Consider the following 18,435-nt stretch of genomic DNA (forward strand, 5'->3'; position numbering starts at 1 on the left):
ACACTTTGTAAGTAATATGCTATACTCATAAAAAGAGGTGAGTAAGATGGAGCTAACACAGACAGAATTCATTCTGTGTCCCAAATTTGAAAAAACATTCTCGATTTTAGGAAAAAAATGGAATGGATTGATTATCGATGTATTACTCGAAAATGGTCCGCAGCGCTTTGTTGATCTCTCTGCAAAAATCCCAATGGTCAGTGACCGTGTCTTGGTCGAACGATTAAAAGAATTAGAAAAAGAAAAAATCGTTACGCGTAATTTTTCATGCAATGAATCGAGTCGTTCTGAATATATGCTGACTGAAAAAGGAGCAGATTTACAAAAAGCGATGGTCCAGTTACAACTTTGGAGTGAGAAATGGGTCACACCCGAAGAATGCAGTTGATTTTGTCTCAAAAATCTTGTACACTGGTTTTTAGTTGAATAATCAAAAAAGAACGATGACGAAAAAGAGTAGTTTGGTTGAACCAGTCAAGGGAGATCTGTCATAGACTGAAAGCAGATCCTGTGTTTGAAAAATGAAGTTCACTTTCCGAGTTCGTCTGGAATTTTTTTCAGGCCGGCAGAACGTCTGTCGTTAATAAAATGAGTGTACGGTCGTTTGGATCGTAAATTAGGATGGTAACGCGAAGACCTCGTTCCTTGATAGGAATGAGGTCTTTTTTGCATTTGAATTTTAAAGGAGGAAATCGCGCATGTCTTTACAAGCACAACTCGAAAGCTTGAAGGAAGCAACGATCGTCAAGATCAAGCAAGTACAGGATCTAAAAGAATTAAATCAGATCCGTGTCGAAACACTAGGAAAAAAAGGACCAATCACTGAGGTCTTGCGAGGAATGAAAGATTTAAGTCCGGAAGAGCGTCCAAAAGTGGGAAGCTTTGCCAATGAGATCCGTGATCTATTGACACAAGAGATCGAGGAAAGAAAAGCAGTCTTAGAAACTGCTGCCATGAATGCAGCATTAGAAAAAGAAACCATCGACGTGACACTGCCAGGTCGTTCAGTCAAACAAGGCACACGCCACATCTTGACACAGATCATGGAAGAAATCGAAGATATTTTTGTTGGTATGGGCTATCAAATCGTTGAAGGCTATGAAGTGGAGTCAGATCATTATAACTTCGAACGAATGAATTTACCAAAAGATCATCCAGCTCGTGATATGCAAGATACCTTCTATATTTCAGAAGAAATCTTGATCCGTACGCATACGTCGCCTGTCCAAGCACGGACAATGGAAAAACATGACTTTTCAAAAGGCGCGCTACGTATGATCTCACCTGGGAAAGTTTTCCGACGTGATACAGATGATGCAACGCATAGTCATCAATTTCATCAGATCGAAGGATTAGTGATCGATAAGAATGTCACGATGGGAGATCTGAAAGGCACATTGGAAGTCGTGATGAAGAAGATGTTCGGTGAAGATCGCCAAATCCGTTTACGACCAAGTTATTTCCCGTTCACAGAGCCTTCTGTTGAAGTCGATGTCAGCTGTTTCAAATGCGGTGGCTCAGGCTGTAACGTCTGCAAACACACCGGCTGGATCGAAATTTTAGGCGCTGGGATGGTTCATCCGAATGTTTTGGAAATGTCAGGGATCGATCCTGAAGAATACTCCGGTTTTGCTTTTGGACTGGGACCAGATCGTGTCGCAATGTTACGCTATGGTGTCAACGATATTCGTAATTTCTATCAAAATGACTTGCGCTTCTTAAGTCAGTTCAAGGGGGAGTAAAAGAATGTTAGTATCATATAAATGGTTGAATCAATACGTTGATTTATCAAATGTGACACCGCAAGAACTTGCGGATAAAATGTCGGTCACAGGAATCGAAGTCGAAGGGGTCACTGTACCTGAAGAAGGCTTGAAGAAAATCGTTGTGGGAGAAGTGAAGGAATGTGTCCCACATCCTGATTCTGATCACCTATCGATCTGTCAAGTAGACATCGGTGAGGAAGAATTATCACAAATCGTTTGTGGTGCGCCGAATGTCAAAGCAGGAATCAAAGTCATTGTGGCTTTACCAAATTCACGGATTGCAGGCAATGTCAAAATCAAAAAAGGAAAAATGCGCGGACAAGTCTCTAATGGGATGATCTGTGCGTTACAAGAAATTGGTTATTCTGACAGTGTCGTACCTAAAGAATATTCAGAAGGTATCTACTATTTACCACAAGAAGCGGTCAACGGTGAACCAGTCTTTTCTTATTTAGATATGGATGATGCGATCATCGAATTATCGATCACACCAAACCGTGCGGATGCCTTATCAATGAGAGGTGTGGCTTATGAAGTCGGCGCGATCTATCGTCAAACACCGGCATTCAATGAGGAAGAATTAGTAGAAGTCGATCGTAAAGCTTTAGAAAAAATTGCGGTAACAGTGGAAGACAAGGAATTGGTACCAGCTTATCAAATCCGCATCATTGAAAACGTCAAGATCCAATCGAGTCCACAATGGCTGCAAAATATTTTGATGAATGAAGGAATCCGCCCAATCAACAATGTCGTGGATATCACAAACTATATCTTATTATTGTTCGGCCAACCATTACATGCGTTTGACTATGATAAGTTAGGCACAGAAGAAATCGTGGTGCGTCACGCAGCAGCAGAAGAAAACATTGTGACGTTGGATGGCGAAACTCGCACATTGACCGCAGAAGATCTAGTCATCACGAACGGTCAAGTACCAGTGGCTTTAGCTGGTGTCATGGGCGGACTTGATTCAGAGATCACAGAAACAACCACAACTGTGGCATTAGAATCTGCTTTATTCGACCCAATCTCGATTCGCCGAACAGCGAAACGTTTCAATCTTCGTAGTGAATCATCTGCGCGCTTTGAAAAAGGCATCAATAAAGCAACTGTAGGCGAAGCAAGTGATGTGGCTGCGGCAATGATCGTTGCTTTAGCAGGCGGAGAAGTGTTACAAGGTGCTGTCAAAGGCTCTGAGTATCAAGCAGAAGAAGTAAAAGTGCAAATCACATTGGATCGTATCAACCATTATTTAGGTACAGCATTGACTGTATCTGAAGTCAGTGAGATTTTTGAAGCATTAGGATTCGGCTATCAAGTCGAAGGTGAAGCATATACAGTCATCGTGCCGCCAAGACGTTGGGATATCCAGATCGAAGCAGATATCATTGAAGAAGTAGCACGTATCTATGGCTACGATCGTCTGCCTTCAACGTTACCAAGTGGCGAAACAGTTGCAGGAAGCTTGACACAAGAACAAGCGACTACACGTAAGATCCGTACGTTACTGGAAGGTAGCGGATTAAGTGAAGCAATCAGTTATGCGCTGACCACAGAAGAAAAATCTCGTCAATTCGCGTTGAAAGAAACAGCAATCACTCGCTTGGATTGGCCAATGAGTGAAGACCGTTCTGTCTTACGCATGAACTTGATCAGTGGTCTATTAGATAACGTCCAATATAACACGGCACGTAAAAATGCGGATATCGCATTTTATGAAGTGGGTCGCGTATTCTATCAAGAAAACGATCCATTGACTCATCTACCACAAGAAGTCACTCACGTAGCTCTTGCAGTAACTGGTACATGGGCAGAGAAAAGTTGGCAAAGTAAGCCGCAAGCAGTTGACTTCTTTACTGTCAAAGGGATCTTGGCCAATGTTTTTGAACAGCTTTCATTGGCTGATGACATCAGTTACCAAGCTTTGACAACGATCAAAGAACTTCATCCAGGTCGTACTGCGGCAATTTATTTAGGGGAGACAATGATCGGCTTTGTTGGTCAAGTCCATCCGATGACCGCAAAAGCTTACGATATTCCAGAAACATATGTTGCTGAGTTTGATTTAGCGACCGTCGTTGAAGCAGCTCAAAAAGGGATCACATTCCGACCAGTAACAAAATTCCCAAGTGTAACGCGTGACATTGCGATGTTAGTTGCTGAAAATGTGACGAACCAAGAAATCGTTCGCACAATCCAATCAGCTGCTGGCCGTTTCTTGACAAATGTTGAACTATTCGATGTATATCAAGGTGCAAACATCGAAGCAGGACACAAATCAGTTGCGTATACATTAAGTTTTGAAAACCCGGAAGCAACACTAACGGACGAAGAAATCAATCAAGCGATGAGCAAAGTTGAGAAGGCGTTGGCAGAAACAGTCAATGCAAGTATTCGTTAATATTAAATCGACAAAAAAATTGGAACAAGGTCATTGAATGACCTTGTTCCAATTTTTTTATGGCTCTTCGACAAGTAGTGTTGGTGAGTTCAAATTGAAAGAATTTCATCGTGAATCAATCTAAGCAGAAAGAAGCTTAGATTGATTCTTTTTTGTATTGGATTGGTCTTGAAAAACTAATCCTTGAATCAAGTAAATTCGGTCACGAAAATGGAGAAAGTTACGGTAACCATAAGCAACGCGTTTGATCACCTTGATTTTATTGTTTGTCCCTTCTAACGCCCCGTTACTATAGGGTGTTTGAAAGGCATTCGCGATGCCTGTTCTATATTTATTGAAGAAAGTGAGCTTCTTACGAAACCACTCAGGAAGTTGTGTATCTAAGGTGTTCACCACTTCGAAAAAGTAGTTCGTATCCTTTTGTTTATAATGATAAAGAAGGAGTTGGCAGGTGTCATAAGCCAGCTTCAAGGTGGAATCATAGCTTAGTAGTTCATCGACAATCGCTTTTTCAGTCATTGGTCGCTTAAAGGAATAATCATAACGGTAATGAGAGCTATTTAATAGATAAGAATCCTTTAGAAGCAACTTCCAGAAACGTTTGAATCGTTTGTACTTCAGGCGATCGATCTTGCGATACGTGTTCATGATTTGAATCCGTAAATGGTTCAATGACCGGTGGATATGTTGGATAATATGAAAGCGATCCGTGATAATTTGTGCATGGGGAAAAATACTTTTCGCTAATTCAAAATAAGGAGCGTTCATATCCATGACGATATATTGGACATTTTCTCTTGCTTGACGGGTGTAGCGAGAGAAATAGGTACGTAAATAAGCAAGTTTACGACTTTCAAGAAGACCTAGAATCTGATTGGTTTGGCCATCCATGAAGATAAAGCTCATTTTCCCAACACAAGATTTCATCGCTTTAAATTCATCAAAGCAAAGAACAGAAGGCAAGTAGTCAAAGCAGACTTTCACGTTCTTCACGGCTACTTTCATGATGCGTAAAATCGTTACATCCGATACGAAGTACCGGATGGCAATGTCTTTTCTACTAGAGTTGATCGCTAATTCTGCCATGATTTTTCGTTTCAAGTTGACAGAAATCGAACAATTTCGATCGACTAAAGAAGTTTCAGCGGAGAAAGTTGCGCCACACTCTTTACATAGAAAGCGAGTTTTTTTAAGACTTAAGACAGTTTTGTTTGAACGAATCGGCAGTAATTGAATCGTGGTTTGGTGAGTACCATACTTAATTACTTGTCCTTCGTTTTTAATCCCACATCTTGTACAGCAAGAGGGAGTGTAATCTAAGCGACCATGAATCACATGGGAGGTAATCCCTCCTTCTTTCTTTTCAGAAAGCCAATCTGTAGGGAAAATGATATTTTCATCTGTTAAACCGAGTAATTTTTTAGTATGATAGTCCATGGAGATATCCTTTCTTGATGAGTTGGTTTTGGTCGACTTAATTCTATCAATTTGGATATCTCTTTTACTATCTTTTTTTACAAAAAATAGTGTTAGCAGAAAACAAAATTGTTTTCCACCAACACTAGATATTATAGAACCTTTTTTATTTGTTGAAGTAATTGATGCCCATTGCTGCTTTTACTTCCGAAAGTGTAGCTGCGGCAACTTTTGCGGCTTCTTCACTACCATGACGTAAGATATCCATCACCGCTTGTGGGTCCTTCGCCAACTCTTCACGACGTGCGCGGATCGGCGCGAACTCAGCCTCCAACACATCAATCAAGTAACGTTTGATTTTCACATCACCTAGACCGCCACGACGATAATGAGCCTTCATTTCTTCGATCGCTTCTTTATCTGTACCAAAAACATCTAAGTAAGTAAAGACCATATTGCCTTCGACTTGTCCTGGATCTTGGACATGGATGTGATTTGGGTCGGTATACATACTCATGACTTTTTTCTGCAAGACATCAGCAGGATCAGAAATGTAGATGCCGTTACCTAATGATTTACTCATTTTTCCGTTACCATCGATGCCTGGTAAACGTCCCATTCCTTTAGGAGGGAAGACGCCTTTAGGCTCAACGAGTACTTCACCATACGTATGATTGAAGCTTTGGACGATTTCTTGTGTTTGTTCTAACATTGGTTTTTGATCTTCACCAACTGGGACTAGGTTTGCTTTAAACGCAGTGATGTCAGCAGCTTGTGAGACAGGGTAGATGAAGAAACCTGTTGGGACACTTTCACCAAATTTCTTTTGCTCGATCTCTGTTTTTACAGTTGGGTTACGACGGACGCGACCCACACTCACTAAGTTTAAGTAATACATTGTCAACTCTGCTAATTCAGGGATCTGCGATTGGATGAACAATGTTGATTTGGCAGGATCTAACCCGACCGCTAAGTAATCTAAAGCAACTTCTAATACATTGGAAGATACTTTTTCCGGATTTTTGGCATTATCAGTCAATGCTTGCATATCCGCGATCATCACAAATAACTGATTCGCTTCATCTGCTTGCATTTCTACACGTTTTTTTAATGACCCGACATAATGGCCTAAGTGTAGTTTGCCAGTAGGACGGTCTCCTGTTAAAATAATATTTTTCAAAAAAGAACACCTCTTTGTAATTTGTCAGACTAATACTTAATATCTTACCGTTTTTTTACCGAATAGACAACAGTCCAGACAGAAATCATCGAAAAAAGTAGCTGAAAAATCGTTATTTATACCAATTATAAAAGAAAAGGGATGGGTAATTTTCTTGGAAACTTTACAAGTTGCCAAAGTTTCAGATATAATGTGTTCTATTATATTACTTTAAAAGAAATCTTACTAAATAATAATGGGAGTGTAATGATATGACAATGATTAAATTTGACAGTGTGGAAAAGTATTACGGCAAATTCCATGCTTTGAAAAACATCAATCTTGAATTTGAAAAAGGAGAAGTCGTCGTTGTCATTGGTCCATCAGGATCAGGGAAAAGTACGATGCTACGCTGTATCAACGGCTTAGAAACAATTACTTCAGGAAAACTTTTGATCAATGATGTCGATATTCGTGACAAGAAAACGAAACTGACGGAGATCAGAAAAAATGTTGGGATGGTATTTCAACATTTCAATCTTTACCCAAATAAAACGGTTCTGGAAAATATCACACTAGCACCGATCAAAGTGTTAAAACAAGATGAAGCGACTGCTGTGAAAAATGCAGAGAAATTTTTAAAAACGGTCAACATGTTAGACAAAAAAGATTCGTATCCATCAATGTTATCTGGAGGACAACAACAGCGTGTGGCGATTGCTCGCGGCTTAGCGATGAATCCTGAAATGCTGTTATTTGACGAGCCAACATCTGCGTTAGACCCAGAAATGATCGGTGATGTTTTGGACGTAATGAAAAAACTGGCAAGAGATGGGATGTCAATGATCGTCGTGACCCATGAGATGGGCTTTGCCAAAGAAGTGGCTGATCGTGTCATCTTTATGGCTGACGGTCAAGTATTAGAAGATAGTCGCGATGTACGCAATTTCTTTGATGATCCAAAAGAAGAACGTGCAAAACAATTTATCAGTAAAGTAATCAACCATTGATAGGAGGCATAATATGCGAAAGACAACATTCACTCGTTTATTCTTTCTTTTTGGACTAGTATTTCTAGTGTTAAGTGGCTGTAAAGGCAGTAGCTTAGCAGAAAAAGATATCTTGACTCGCAGTAAAGAAACGAATGAGATCGTTTGGGGCGTCAAGTATGATACTCGTTTGTTCGGCATGATGGATATCGAAAGCCGAACAGTCCAAGGATTTGATATCGATATCGCCAAAGCAATCACGAAAAAAATCTTAGGTGATGACGGAAAAGCATCCTTTGTCGAAGTTACTTCAAAAACCAGAATCCCATTATTGAAAAATGGAAATATCGACGCCATCATCGCAACGATGACGATTACTGAAGAACGTAAAAAGCAAGTTGATTTCTCATCCGTCTATTTTGATGCTGGGCAATCATTATTAGTGAAAAAAGGAAGCCCAATCAAAAGCGTAGAGGACTTAAATGCGGAAACGACCATTCTAGCAGTAAAAGGATCAACTTCAGCCGTAAACATCAGAAAACATGCGCCGGATGCTCAAATCTTGGAATTAGAGAACTATGCAGAAGCATTTACTGCTTTACAATCTGGTCAAGGCGATGCCATGACGACGGATAATGCAATTTTACTTGGGATGGCAGCAGAAAATCCTGACTATGAATTAGCAGGTGGAACTTTTACAGAAGAACCTTATGGGATCGCCATCAATAAAGGACAAGAAGACTTTTTGAATGCCGTCAATCAAGCATTAGAAGAAATGGTTGAAGACGGTACGTATGATAAGATTTATGAAAAATGGTTCCCAGATACGACTCAGGGAAAAATTGATTAAGGAGGGAATACAATGAGTGATTTGATACAAACTTATGGGCCAGCCTTCCTTGATGGATTCAAAGTAACGATCCTATCAAGTGTCTTGGCGCTTTTATTCAGTTTGATCATCGGAACGTTGATGGCGATTTTTCAATTGTCACACAATCGTTGGATAAGAGGCTTTGCGAAAGCCTATGTTGAGTTTTTTAGAAATATCCCATTACTGATCATCGTGATGTTCTTCTATGTTGTATTACCGCTTTACTGGATCAGTTTTGACGGATTTCAGGCAGGGACGATTGGTCTTACGATCTATACTTCAGCATTTATTGCAGAAACGGTTCGTTCAGGAATCCAAACCGTGCCAAAAGGACAGATGGAAGCAGGGCTTTCTTCAGGATTTACGTACTCAGAAACCATGCGTTACATCGTGTTGCCGCAAGCATTTAAAATCGTGATCCCGCCATTAGGCAATCAATTCATCAATTTAGTCAAAAATTCATCGATTTTAGCTATCGTTGCTGGGTTGGATCTAATGTACCAAGGCGATTTGATCGCTAGTGAAACGTTCAACACTTTTGACACGTATATCATTGTCGGGTTGTTTTATTTGATCATTACCTTACCATTGTCTTACTTGATGGTTTATCTTGAGAAAAAATGGGCAGTTCGTTCATAGAAAGGAGAATCTCAATGGATTTTAGTGGTGCATTTTCATGGATGAATATTCGCTTTTTGTTAGAAGGCTTAAAAGTAACGATCGAAGTTTCGTTATTCTCAATTATCTTCAGTTTTCTGATCGGTGGATTGACAGGTGTTCTTCGTTTCGCGAGTATTCCGTATTTATCAAAAATACTAGGTCTGATCATCGATATCATTCGTAATCTGCCTTTATTGCTTATTATCTTTTTCACCTATTTTGCTTTACCGCAAATTGGTATCCAAATGAATATTTTTTGGTCCGCGGTTGCGGCATTGACTATTTTTGAATCTGCAATGTTATCAGAGATTTTCCGTGCCGGTCTGAATGCTGTGCCTAAAGGGCAAATGGAAGCCGGTCTCTCTACAGGACTTACTTATGTAGAGACGATGCGGACCATCATCTTACCTCAAGCATTCAAGTCGATGATCCCTGCCATTGTGAGTCAATTGATCTCATTGATCAAGGATACATCGTTAGCCGTGATCATTTCTTTACCAGAGTTGACGCACCAAGCACGTATCGTCTATGGTCAAAATACCAATTACGTCTTACCGATGTTCGTAATGATGACTTTCATGTATTTTGTCGTATGTTACGCACTTTCTCTACTATCCTCATATTTGGAAAGAAGAAAGTACAGTTATTGATAGGAAAGCATAAAAATCGAATAGTGAACGGTTCGTAAGAAGGAATCCACGAAATTTGGTCTTCAAATTTTTTGTGGATTCCTTCTTGAGTTAGTAAACAAATTTTTCCAGGGCAAACGTTCGAACGAATTGTCGGAAAAGACGTGGAAAGAAGGTGATAGTACTTGATAAATCACCTCAAAAAGTCCACAATATAGAAGATAGAATTTTTTGAAAAAGGATGATTCGATTGACAGATAAACGTCCGATCGGTTTTATTGATTCAGGAGTTGGTGGTCTAACGGTCGTCAAAGAAGCACTGAAGCAATTACCGAATGAAAACATATTATACGTTGGCGACACAGCACGTTGTCCATATGGTCCAAGACCAGCAGAGCAAGTGATCGCCTATACATGGGAAATGACGAATTATTTAGTTGAAAAAGGCATCAAGATGCTTGTGATTGCCTGTAACACGGCAACAGCCGTGGCCTTAGAAGAAATCAAAGCAACTCTATCGATCCCGGTGATCGGTGTCATTTTGCCAGGGACGAGAGCCGCAGTAAAACAAACAAAAAATCAGCGAGTCGGTGTGATCGGCACGCTCGGTACAGTCAAAAGCGCAGCCTATGAAACAGCCTTGTTGGACAAAGCACCTGACCTAAAAGTCACGAGCTTAGCCTGTCCAAAATTTGTTTCTGTTGTCGAAAGCAAAGAATATCGTTCATCAGTTGCCAAAAAAATCGTCGCTCAAACATTGGCTCCGTTAGAGTTAAGAGGAATCGATACATTGATTTTAGGCTGTACACATTATCCGTTACTTCGCCCCATCATCCAAAATGTTATGGGGGATAAAGTCACCCTGATCGACTCAGGTGCTGAAACGATCGGTGAGGTGTCCATGTTGCTTGATTATTTTGAAATCAGTAATTCACCAAAAAATGGTCGCACGTTATGCCGGTTTTATACAACAGGCTCAGCTAAAATGTTCCATGAGATTGCCCAAGATTGGTTGGGATTAAAAGAACTGATCGTTGAATCGATCGACTTAGGAGGGAAAGTGCAATGATGCGTCACGACGGAAGGAATGTCCAAGACTTACGAGAAATCACCATTGAAACGAACGTGCTGAAACATCCGGAAGGTTCGGTGTTGATCAGCTTTGGCGAAACAAAAGTGATATGTGCAGCAACCATCGAAGATTCCGTACCACCTTTTTTAAAAGGAAGTGGTAAAGGCTGGGTAACAGCAGAATACAGCATGTTACCGCGAGCAACGAACACGAGAAATCGTCGTGAAAGCAGTAAAGGAAAGTTAAGTGGCCGTACGATGGAGATCCAACGCCTGATCGGCCGTTCCTTGCGGGCAGTCGTCGATTTAGAAAAATTGGGTGAACGGAGTATCATCGTTGATTGTGATGTGATCCAAGCAGATGGTGGAACCCGAACAGCAAGTATCACAGGTGCATTTGTAGCTTTAAGATTAGCGATCGAGAAGTTATTGCAAGCAAAAGTGTTGCCAAATGATCCAATCAAAGAACATATTGCTGCAATCAGCGTCGGTATTTTAGCAGACGGGACATGTGTCACTGATTTAGATTATCATGAAGATGTTGCGGCAGCAGTCGATATGAACTTAGTGATGACTGAATCAGGTAGATTTGTAGAGATCCAAGGAACTGGGGAAGAAGCAACCTTTGATGGCGAACAGTTGAATGAAATGCTTGTGTACGGAAAAACAGCCATCGAATCCTTGATATTGGAACAAAAAAATGTTTTATTGAGTGAATTTGCCGAGGCGACAGAGGCACAACAAGAGAAAACGATCGTCATTGCCACTCGAAACGCAGGTAAGGCAGAAGAATTCCGCACGTTATTTGCAAAAGAAGGGTATACAGTCAAAACATTATTTGACTATCCTGAGATACCAGATGTCGAAGAGACAGGTACGACATTTGAAGAAAATGCGCGTTTGAAAGCAGAAACGATTGCACGAGTATTGAATCAGCCAGTGCTGGCGGATGACTCTGGCTTAAAAGTCGATGCCTTAGGCGGCAGACCAGGAGTTTATTCTGCGCGTTTTGCCGGGGAACATAAAAGTGATGCCGGCAATAATGCGAAATTACTTTTTGAGCTAACAGATGTACCTGATGAAGAACGCACCGCACAATTCCACTGTACATTAGTCTTTGCGGCGCCAGACAAAGAAAGTCTAGTAGTAGAAGCAGACTGGCCTGGTCGAATCGGGCGAATCCCTAAAGGTGAAAATGGCTTTGGTTACGATCCATTATTCATTCCAGACGGCTACGATAAAACAGCCGCAGAGATCTCAAGTGAAGAAAAAAATGAGCATAGTCACCGAGGGTTAGCAATGGCAAAACTAAGTCAAGAATGGCAAGCATGGTTGGAAGGAGTGGAGTAGATGCGTTATTTAGTAGTTAGTGACAATCACGGGGATCGAGCAATCGTGCAAGAACTGCTTACCCGTTACCAAAATGAAGTCGATTATTTCTTTCATTGCGGGGATTCAGAACTTGACGCAAAAGATGAAGTTTGGGAAACTTATATCGGCGTTCAAGGAAATTGTGATTTTAGTACCGATTTTGAAACGAAACGAGTAGTCGATACAGGGCTCGACCGCGTATATATGACACACGGACATTTATCAAATGTCCGCTTTGGTTTGACACAGTTAGCGCTTGAAGCAAAAGAACAACAAGCAACGATCGCTCTTTTTGGTCATACGCATCAATTAGGTTGTGAATTTGAACAAGGGATCTTGTTCTTGAATCCGGGAAGTATTTCCCAACCGCGAGGCATGATCCAAATTCCTGCGTATGCACTGATCGATAGTACGAAAGACAAAATTGCAGTACAATATTATAATCGATCACACCAAAAGATCGATAACATGGCGTTTGAGTATAAACGTTGAGAAACAAACTCTAATTTTTGCTAAAAATAGAAATGTTTGTCTGGATTTTGCATCCGTTTTCGGTAAAATAGAGATGTTGAAAGAAATTGAAATGGAGGCCAATGTGTAATGATTGGACCAATCGTAAGAGAATTATTACTGCAAAATCAAGAGACCTTTTTGGTTCCAGCAGAAAACGTGGCAAATGTTATGTATCAACATCCGTTATCACATGGATTATTAGTTTTATCGAAAGTGGGATACACCAAAATCCCTGTCTTAGGAAAAGATGATCGCTTTGTCGGCTTAGTCAGCCTATCGAACGTCGTCAACAAAATGATGGATCTGCAAACAATCAGTATGGAGCCATTAGAAGGTTTGACGGTAGCTGACGTGATGGAAACAGATGTACCAACGATCGATGAGCATTGGGATCTAGAAGAAGTACTTCATCTATTGGTTGATGCATCATTCCTACCAGTTGTCACTGAGGATAAAGTTTTCAAAGGAATCATCACACGAAAAGAATTATTGAAAGCAGTCAATTATATGGTACACGAATTAGAACGTCAAAATATCGTGTCACCTAAAATAGATGAATTGAGAGAAAGAATCGATATTGTTAGTTAAAGAGTAGTCGATTTTACTAACTAAATAAAAACTAAGCAACCTCCAAAAGCTAGATCTTTATGATCATTTTGGAGGTTGCTTGGTTTTTAAAGATGGATGGAGCTGATCAAATAATACAGTGGTACTATTTTTTTTAATATATCTTTATTTCAAAAATGATATAAAAACTATTTCAACACGATCGGTGTATTCGGAATGCTGTAACCAGCGGCTGTCAGTTCTTTGACGTAAGAACTTAAAAATTCTTCTTTTAGCTCAAATTGCTTACCGTTCAAGACGTAACAAATCGTACGGATCGCAAAGTTACTGTTTCCGATATCTACAAGACCAAAAATCGTTGGCTCTGTTTGTAATTCCTCTTCGTATTTCACAGCTAATGTTTCATTGACTTTTTGAATGATCTCATAGATCTTATCATAACCTTCTTCTGGAACGATACGGATATCAAGAACGACTTGCATATTCGAACGAGAAAGGTTACTGATCGTTGTGATGCTACGGTTTGGGATAAAGTGGACTGTGCCATCGACACCTTTTAATTGCAAGGTACGGATACCAACTGATACAACTGTTCCTTCAATGGTCAAATTCGTTAACTTGACGTAATCGCCAACGTCCATTTGTTGTTCCATGATGATAAAGAAGCCAGTGATCACATCACTCATAAACCCTTGTGCACCTAAACCAATCGCGACACCTGCAATCCCTGCACCGGCTAACAATGAACCAATCGGCACACCGATGACGGAAAGAATCGCGTAAATAAAGAAGAAACCAATCGTATAATTGAAGATGGTATTTAAAAGACTTTGTAATGTCTTTAAACGGCTGCCGTTAAGGACGGCTTTTTTTGAATACTGTTTAAAAGACTTATCGATCAAGTATTTACCGATGCGATTGATAAGACCAAATAGGAGAACCAAAAAAATCAGATATAATCCTTTTTGGATCATCGTAGAAAAGATGCCATCCCAATCAATATCATTCCAAAACCGTTGGAAAGCATTGACTTGATTAACTGCTTGATCTGTCAAGGTTTCTCCGGTTGAGCTGGTTGTTTCTGCTGTAGCAATGAATGAAAACATAAAATCCCCTTTTCTAAATCTTCTTTTTTGTATTGTAACAAGAACAGCGCAAAAATCAAAATAAATCATTACATAAGTCCATAGGAACACTTGCAATAACAACTGAGCAAAATAAACGATGACAAATGAGAGAGATAGTGCTAAAATATTTCAAAACTGACGATTGGTGGTATGAACATGCAAATAGATTGGGATAACTTAGGATTTTCTTACATCAAAACACCTTGGCGCTTTGTTGCCAAATGGAAGGATGGAGAATGGGAAAAAGGCGAACTGACTGAGGATAATCATTTATCTCTTCATGAAGGATCACCTGCGCTTCATTATGGTCAACAGTGTTTTGAAGGACTAAAAGCTTACCGCAGAAAAGATGGGAAAGTCAATTTATTCCGTCCGGAGCAAAATAGTCGTCGCTTGAATCAAAGTGCGAGACGTTTATTGATGCCAATGGTTCCAGAAAATATGTTTATTGATGCAGTGAAAGAAGTCGTAAAAGCAAATGAAGCGTTTGTTCCTCCTTATGGTTCTGGAGCAACCTTGTATCTACGTCCATTTTTGATCGGTGTAGGAGAAAACATCGGTGTTCATCCAGCACCTGAGTATCTGTTTGTCGTTTTCTGTACGCCAGTTGGTGCCTATTTCAAAGGTGGATTAAAACCAACGAACTTTATTGTATCTGAGTATGATCGAGCAGCACCTAACGGAACCGGCGCTGCGAAAGTCGGAGGAAACTACGCAGCGAGTCTATTGCCTGGAACAGAAGCGAAGGAATTGAACTATTCGGATTGTGTCTACCTTGATCCAGCCACTCACACAAAAATCGAAGAAGTGGGGGCAGCGAATTTCTTTGGTATTACGAAAGATAACCAGTTTATCACACCACAATCGCCTTCAATTTTACCAAGTATCACGAAGTATTCTTTGTTACAGATCGCTGAAGAACGTTTAGGCTTAAAAGCAGTGGAAGGGGACATCTATGTCGATCAACTCGATCAGTTTTCTGAAGCTGGCGCGTGTGGCACGGCAGCGGTGATTTCGCCGATCGGTGGAATCTATTATAAGAACAACTTACATGTCTTTTATAGCGAGACAGAAGTAGGACCTGTAACTAAACGCTTGTATGACGAATTGACAGGTATCCAGTTCGGTGATATCGAAGCACCAGAAGGTTGGATCGAAGTGGTTGAATAACAACTTGATTTATACAATAAAAAAATCAGCTCTCATCATAGAGGGCTGATTTTTTGTTCGTTGATTAAGACAAGTGAACACCTTTATCGACATAAATGATGTCACCGATGATCCCACTTGATAACGGGCTGATCAAGAACGCACAAGTATTACCGACTTCTTCGATCGTTACTCCTTGTTGATCAGGTGTACGTGACTCAGATAGTTCGATCAATTTTTGGTAGTCTTTCACACCAGTTACTGCTAACGTTTTGATCGCACCAGCTGAAATTCCATTGACACGGATTCCTTTAGGTGAAAATTCTGAAGCTAAGTAGCGAATAGCTGCTTCTAGTGATGCTTTTGCGATCCCCATCATGTTGTAGTTAGGGATTGCTCGTTGTGAGCCAAGATAAGACATACTTACGATCCCACTGTTAGGTGCTAAGTATTTTTGTGCATATTTTGATACAGCGATCAAAGAATAGCTGCTGATATCTTGCGCTAATTGATAGCCGTCTCGAGAGATATCAGACACATTACCTGAAAGCTCTTCTTTGTTGGCATAGGCGATCGCGTGGACTAAGCCATGGATCTCGCCCGCATATTCACCGATCGCATCCATTGCTTTTTCGATGCTCTCGTCGCTTGCTACATCGCATTCCACTGTGAAAGCATCTTCACCGACTAATTTGACTAGTGATTTCTTCATGCGTTCATTTTGGTACGTATAGATGATCTCCGCGCCTTGTTGCATCATTGCTTCTGCACAACCCCAAGCAATACTACGTTTATTCGCAACGCCCATGATCACGATTTTTTTTCCTTCTAAAAAAGACATATAGACACTCCTTTGATTCAATAAAAGTTTTGTGTGACGAAAATATAAGTGCAAAAAAATAACTTCTTGATTTCTTATTATTAAGTAAAATGCTTTGATTGTCAAACTATTTTTTTGATGAATAAAAAATGATTGCCAAATAATCAAGAATATGATACTTTGATAATCAAAGTATTGATTACGGCAATTGCCTGAAAGAAGGAGTAAACTATGTCATACGCACTATCAGCAACGGAAGTAATGGATCTTATTCCAAACCGTTATCCAATTTGTTATATCGATTACGTTGATTCGATCGATTCTGGAAAGAAGATCATTGCAACGAAAAATGTAACGATCAATGAAGATTTTTTCCAAGGTCATTTTCCTGACAACCCTGTCATGCCGGGGGCTTTGATCTTAGAAACCCTTGCACAAGCAGGCTCTATCTTGATCTTGAAATCAGAAGAGTTCTTAGGCAAACGTGCGTATATCGGGGGGATCAACAAAGCAAAATTCCGCCAAAAAGTCGTTCCTGGTGATGTGATGAAATGTCATTTTGAGATCATCAAAATGAAAGGTCCAGTAGGGACTGCTATTTCTGAAGCCTTTGTCGATGACAAAAAAGTATGTGAATGCGAGTTTACATTTATCGTCAACGAACAAGCCTAAGGACAGTATTGCGCTTTAAGGAGGCAGAGACCGCTTCCTCAAGAAAAAAATAAATGAAGATAGGAAAGTGGACCATCATTTTCCTTAAAAAAAGAATCATCTTGCGGATAGGTTTCTATTCGCGGATGATTCTTTTTTGTGCTTTTCTAAAGGTTGCTACAAAAGTTTAAGTTTTTTTAAACTTAAATGATAATAAATCTTTTTTTCGTAAAAAAATAAAAAATAGTCTTATCTCGAAAATTCAGGGAAATCTAAAAAAGAGACGCCCAAAAAGTAATCTACTTTTAAGGCATCTCTTTTTTAGTTCAGCGGTCAACGTACAATCGACTGCTATTTTGCTTCTTGTAAGATATTGATTTTTTCGATCTTCACATCTTCTGTTGGTTTGTCTGAGCTATCTGTTTCGACAGCCGCGATCGCATCAACGACATCCATACCTTCAACTACTTGCCCAAAGACAGTATATTCACCATCTAAGCTAGGGTAGCCACCGTCTTTATAAGCGTCGATGATTGCTTGTGGGTAATCATCTTTTAATAGGCCATCATGCATATCATCTGAATTTTGGACGATGAAGAACTGACTGCCATTACTGTTTGGATCTTGTGTACGAGCCATTGAGAGAGCTCCGCGAATGTTGTAAAGTTGGTTTGAGATCTCTGTTTCAAAGCCTTCTCCCCAAATACTTTCTCCGCCAGTACCGTTTCCTTCAGGGTCGCCACCTTGGATCATAAAGTCTTGGATCACACGATGGAAAGTAACGCCTTCATAGTAACCATCTTTGGCGTGAGTCATAAAGTTCTCTACTGCTTTTGGTGCAAGCTCTGGGAACAATTTGATCTTGATCGTTCCTTTACTTGTGACCATTTCAACTAGATCTTCGTTATCAGCAACTTCTGTATTCAATTGAGGTAATTCTAATGAATTTAGATCAATACTTTCTACAGTGCTCGTCTCTGTTGTTTTTTCTGTTGTTTCATTCGTACTTGAAGATGCGTTATCTGAACCATTCGAAGTACAACCTGCTGCAAATAATAGCGTTGCAGCCATACTCATGCTTAAAAATAATTTTTTGTGTTTCATAAGTAATTCCTTTCTGATTTTGTTCGTTGTTATCTTTAATGATAGCAAATTATAAGATAAATACCTACACTTTTTCTTATAATAAACGAAATTATTTAATAAACATTAAAAGGTGTAGACCATTTGGAAGCGGTTTGTTATAATGTAAGTGGATACAAAAACGCACATCCA

The 18,435-nt window shown here is 39.9% G+C and carries 18 protein-coding genes and 1 other annotated feature; of the genes, 13 read left to right on the top strand and 5 right to left on the bottom strand.

Annotated features, from left to right (window positions below; all coding sequences use genetic code 11):
- Positions 1-46: 46 nt before the first annotated feature.
- The 3 genes from IGL24_RS06585 to pheT all read left to right on the top strand — a co-directional run bounded on the left by IGL24_RS06585 (position 47) and on the right by pheT (position 4,167).
- Complete coding sequence (locus IGL24_RS06585; protein ID WP_019724054.1) at positions 47-388, top strand: winged helix-turn-helix transcriptional regulator; 342 nt, start codon at positions 47-49, stop codon at positions 386-388.
- 46 nt (positions 389-434) lie between these two features.
- Positions 435-649 (top strand) — a binding site (T-box leader).
- 49 nt (positions 650-698) lie between these two features.
- On the top strand, positions 699-1,742 hold the full coding sequence (pheS, locus tag IGL24_RS06590) for a phenylalanine--tRNA ligase subunit alpha (protein ID WP_206859408.1): 1,044 nt from the start codon (positions 699-701) through the stop codon (positions 1,740-1,742).
- 4 nt (positions 1,743-1,746) lie between these two features.
- On the top strand, positions 1,747-4,167 hold the full coding sequence (gene pheT / locus IGL24_RS06595; RefSeq protein WP_207115250.1) for a phenylalanine--tRNA ligase subunit beta: 2,421 nt from the start codon (positions 1,747-1,749) through the stop codon (positions 4,165-4,167).
- A 120-nt stretch (positions 4,168-4,287) separates the two neighbouring features.
- On the opposite strand, the gene IGL24_RS06600 is transcribed toward pheT, so the two are convergent.
- Complete coding sequence (locus IGL24_RS06600; protein WP_429966297.1) at positions 4,288-5,604, bottom strand: ISL3 family transposase; 1,317 nt, start codon at positions 5,602-5,604, stop codon at positions 4,288-4,290.
- A gap of 145 nt (positions 5,605-5,749) precedes the next feature.
- Positions 5,750-6,763: a tryptophan--tRNA ligase gene (gene trpS, locus IGL24_RS06605; protein WP_207116098.1), complete on the bottom strand. Its 1,014-nt coding sequence runs from the start codon at positions 6,761-6,763 to the stop codon at positions 5,750-5,752.
- 251 nt (positions 6,764-7,014) lie between these two features.
- On the opposite strand from trpS, the gene IGL24_RS06610 reads away from it, so the two are divergent.
- The 8 genes from IGL24_RS06610 (at position 7,015) to cbpB (ending at position 13,434) form a co-directional block, all read left to right on the top strand.
- Positions 7,015-7,752: an amino acid ABC transporter ATP-binding protein gene (locus IGL24_RS06610; RefSeq protein WP_206858790.1), complete on the top strand. Its 738-nt coding sequence runs from the start codon at positions 7,015-7,017 to the stop codon at positions 7,750-7,752.
- Positions 7,753-7,765: 13 nt separating this feature from the next.
- Complete coding sequence (locus IGL24_RS06615) at positions 7,766-8,581, top strand: transporter substrate-binding domain-containing protein (protein WP_206858791.1); 816 nt, start codon at positions 7,766-7,768, stop codon at positions 8,579-8,581.
- A gap of 12 nt (positions 8,582-8,593) precedes the next feature.
- Positions 8,594-9,241, top strand: coding sequence for an amino acid ABC transporter permease (locus IGL24_RS06620; RefSeq protein ID WP_206858793.1), 648 nt, complete (start codon positions 8,594-8,596; stop codon positions 9,239-9,241).
- 14 nt (positions 9,242-9,255) lie between these two features.
- On the top strand, positions 9,256-9,912 hold the full coding sequence (locus IGL24_RS06625; RefSeq protein ID WP_207699587.1) for an amino acid ABC transporter permease: 657 nt from the start codon (positions 9,256-9,258) through the stop codon (positions 9,910-9,912).
- Between the two features lie 220 nt (positions 9,913-10,132).
- On the top strand, positions 10,133-10,960 hold the full coding sequence (gene racE / locus IGL24_RS06630; RefSeq protein WP_206858796.1) for a glutamate racemase: 828 nt from the start codon (positions 10,133-10,135) through the stop codon (positions 10,958-10,960).
- Entirely contained in the window at positions 10,960-12,312 is a 1,353-nt protein-coding gene (gene rph, locus IGL24_RS06635; protein WP_207699594.1) for a ribonuclease PH, read from the top strand. The genes racE and rph overlap by 1 nt, the downstream gene beginning before the upstream one ends.
- Positions 12,313-12,825 carry a metallophosphoesterase gene (locus IGL24_RS06640; protein WP_207699588.1) on the top strand — a complete coding sequence of 171 codons (513 nt, stop codon included), beginning with the start codon at positions 12,313-12,315 and terminating at the stop codon, positions 12,823-12,825.
- Positions 12,826-12,933: 108 nt separating this feature from the next.
- A complete protein-coding gene (gene cbpB, locus IGL24_RS06645; RefSeq protein ID WP_206858799.1) occupies positions 12,934-13,434 on the top strand; it encodes a cyclic-di-AMP-binding protein CbpB in 501 nt (166 codons plus the stop codon).
- 167 nt (positions 13,435-13,601) lie between these two features.
- Here cbpB and IGL24_RS06650 read toward each other — a convergent pair whose 3' ends face one another.
- The gene (locus IGL24_RS06650; protein WP_206858800.1) at positions 13,602-14,519 is read right to left on the bottom strand and encodes a mechanosensitive ion channel family protein; all 918 of its coding nucleotides are present in this window, start codon (positions 14,517-14,519) and stop codon (positions 13,602-13,604) included.
- Positions 14,520-14,696: 177 nt separating this feature from the next.
- On the opposite strand from IGL24_RS06650, the gene IGL24_RS06655 reads away from it, so the two are divergent.
- Positions 14,697-15,710 (top strand): branched-chain amino acid aminotransferase, encoded by a 1,014-nt coding sequence (locus IGL24_RS06655; protein WP_206858801.1) that lies wholly within the window; start codon positions 14,697-14,699, stop codon positions 15,708-15,710.
- A 64-nt stretch (positions 15,711-15,774) separates the two neighbouring features.
- On the opposite strand, the gene fabI is transcribed toward IGL24_RS06655, so the two are convergent.
- Positions 15,775-16,530, bottom strand: coding sequence for an enoyl-ACP reductase FabI (gene fabI, locus IGL24_RS06660; protein ID WP_206858802.1), 756 nt, complete (start codon positions 16,528-16,530; stop codon positions 15,775-15,777).
- A gap of 210 nt (positions 16,531-16,740) precedes the next feature.
- Between fabI and fabZ the strand changes: the two genes are divergently transcribed.
- The gene (gene fabZ, locus IGL24_RS06665; protein WP_010735583.1) at positions 16,741-17,181 is read left to right on the top strand and encodes a 3-hydroxyacyl-ACP dehydratase FabZ; all 441 of its coding nucleotides are present in this window, start codon (positions 16,741-16,743) and stop codon (positions 17,179-17,181) included.
- Between the two features lie 330 nt (positions 17,182-17,511).
- Here the strand turns inward: fabZ and IGL24_RS06670 are convergent, their stop codons facing one another.
- Entirely contained in the window at positions 17,512-18,264 is a 753-nt protein-coding gene (locus IGL24_RS06670) for a peptidylprolyl isomerase (RefSeq protein ID WP_206858803.1), read from the bottom strand.
- Positions 18,265-18,435: the final 171 nt, after the last annotated feature.

The sequence above is a fragment of the Enterococcus sp. DIV2371 genome (assembly GCF_050498525.1).
In the GTDB taxonomy this organism is placed as follows: domain Bacteria; phylum Bacillota; class Bacilli; order Lactobacillales; family Enterococcaceae; genus Enterococcus_B; species Enterococcus_B mangumiae.

Coding starts and splice junctions, on each gene's coding strand:
- IGL24_RS06585 (WP_019724054.1), top strand. CDS start 47: ATGGAGCTAACACAGACAGAATTCATTCTGTGTCCCAAATTTGAAAAA.
- pheS (WP_206859408.1), top strand. CDS start 699: ATGTCTTTACAAGCACAACTCGAAAGCTTGAAGGAAGCAACGATCGTC.
- pheT (WP_207115250.1), top strand. CDS start 1,747: ATGTTAGTATCATATAAATGGTTGAATCAATACGTTGATTTATCAAAT.
- IGL24_RS06600 (WP_429966297.1), bottom strand. CDS start 5,604: ATGGACTATCATACTAAAAAATTACTCGGTTTAACAGATGAAAATATC.
- IGL24_RS06610 (WP_206858790.1), top strand. CDS start 7,015: ATGACAATGATTAAATTTGACAGTGTGGAAAAGTATTACGGCAAATTC.
- IGL24_RS06615 (WP_206858791.1), top strand. CDS start 7,766: ATGCGAAAGACAACATTCACTCGTTTATTCTTTCTTTTTGGACTAGTA.
- IGL24_RS06620 (WP_206858793.1), top strand. CDS start 8,594: ATGAGTGATTTGATACAAACTTATGGGCCAGCCTTCCTTGATGGATTC.
- IGL24_RS06625 (WP_207699587.1), top strand. CDS start 9,256: ATGGATTTTAGTGGTGCATTTTCATGGATGAATATTCGCTTTTTGTTA.
- racE (WP_206858796.1), top strand. CDS start 10,133: ATGATTCGATTGACAGATAAACGTCCGATCGGTTTTATTGATTCAGGA.
- rph (WP_207699594.1), top strand. CDS start 10,960: ATGCGTCACGACGGAAGGAATGTCCAAGACTTACGAGAAATCACCATT.
- IGL24_RS06640 (WP_207699588.1), top strand. CDS start 12,313: ATGCGTTATTTAGTAGTTAGTGACAATCACGGGGATCGAGCAATCGTG.
- cbpB (WP_206858799.1), top strand. CDS start 12,934: ATGATTGGACCAATCGTAAGAGAATTATTACTGCAAAATCAAGAGACC.
- IGL24_RS06650 (WP_206858800.1), bottom strand. CDS start 14,519: ATGTTTTCATTCATTGCTACAGCAGAAACAACCAGCTCAACCGGAGAA.
- IGL24_RS06655 (WP_206858801.1), top strand. CDS start 14,697: ATGCAAATAGATTGGGATAACTTAGGATTTTCTTACATCAAAACACCT.
- fabI (WP_206858802.1), bottom strand. CDS start 16,530: ATGTCTTTTTTAGAAGGAAAAAAAATCGTGATCATGGGCGTTGCGAAT.
- fabZ (WP_010735583.1), top strand. CDS start 16,741: ATGTCATACGCACTATCAGCAACGGAAGTAATGGATCTTATTCCAAAC.
- IGL24_RS06670 (WP_206858803.1), bottom strand. CDS start 18,264: ATGAAACACAAAAAATTATTTTTAAGCATGAGTATGGCTGCAACGCTA.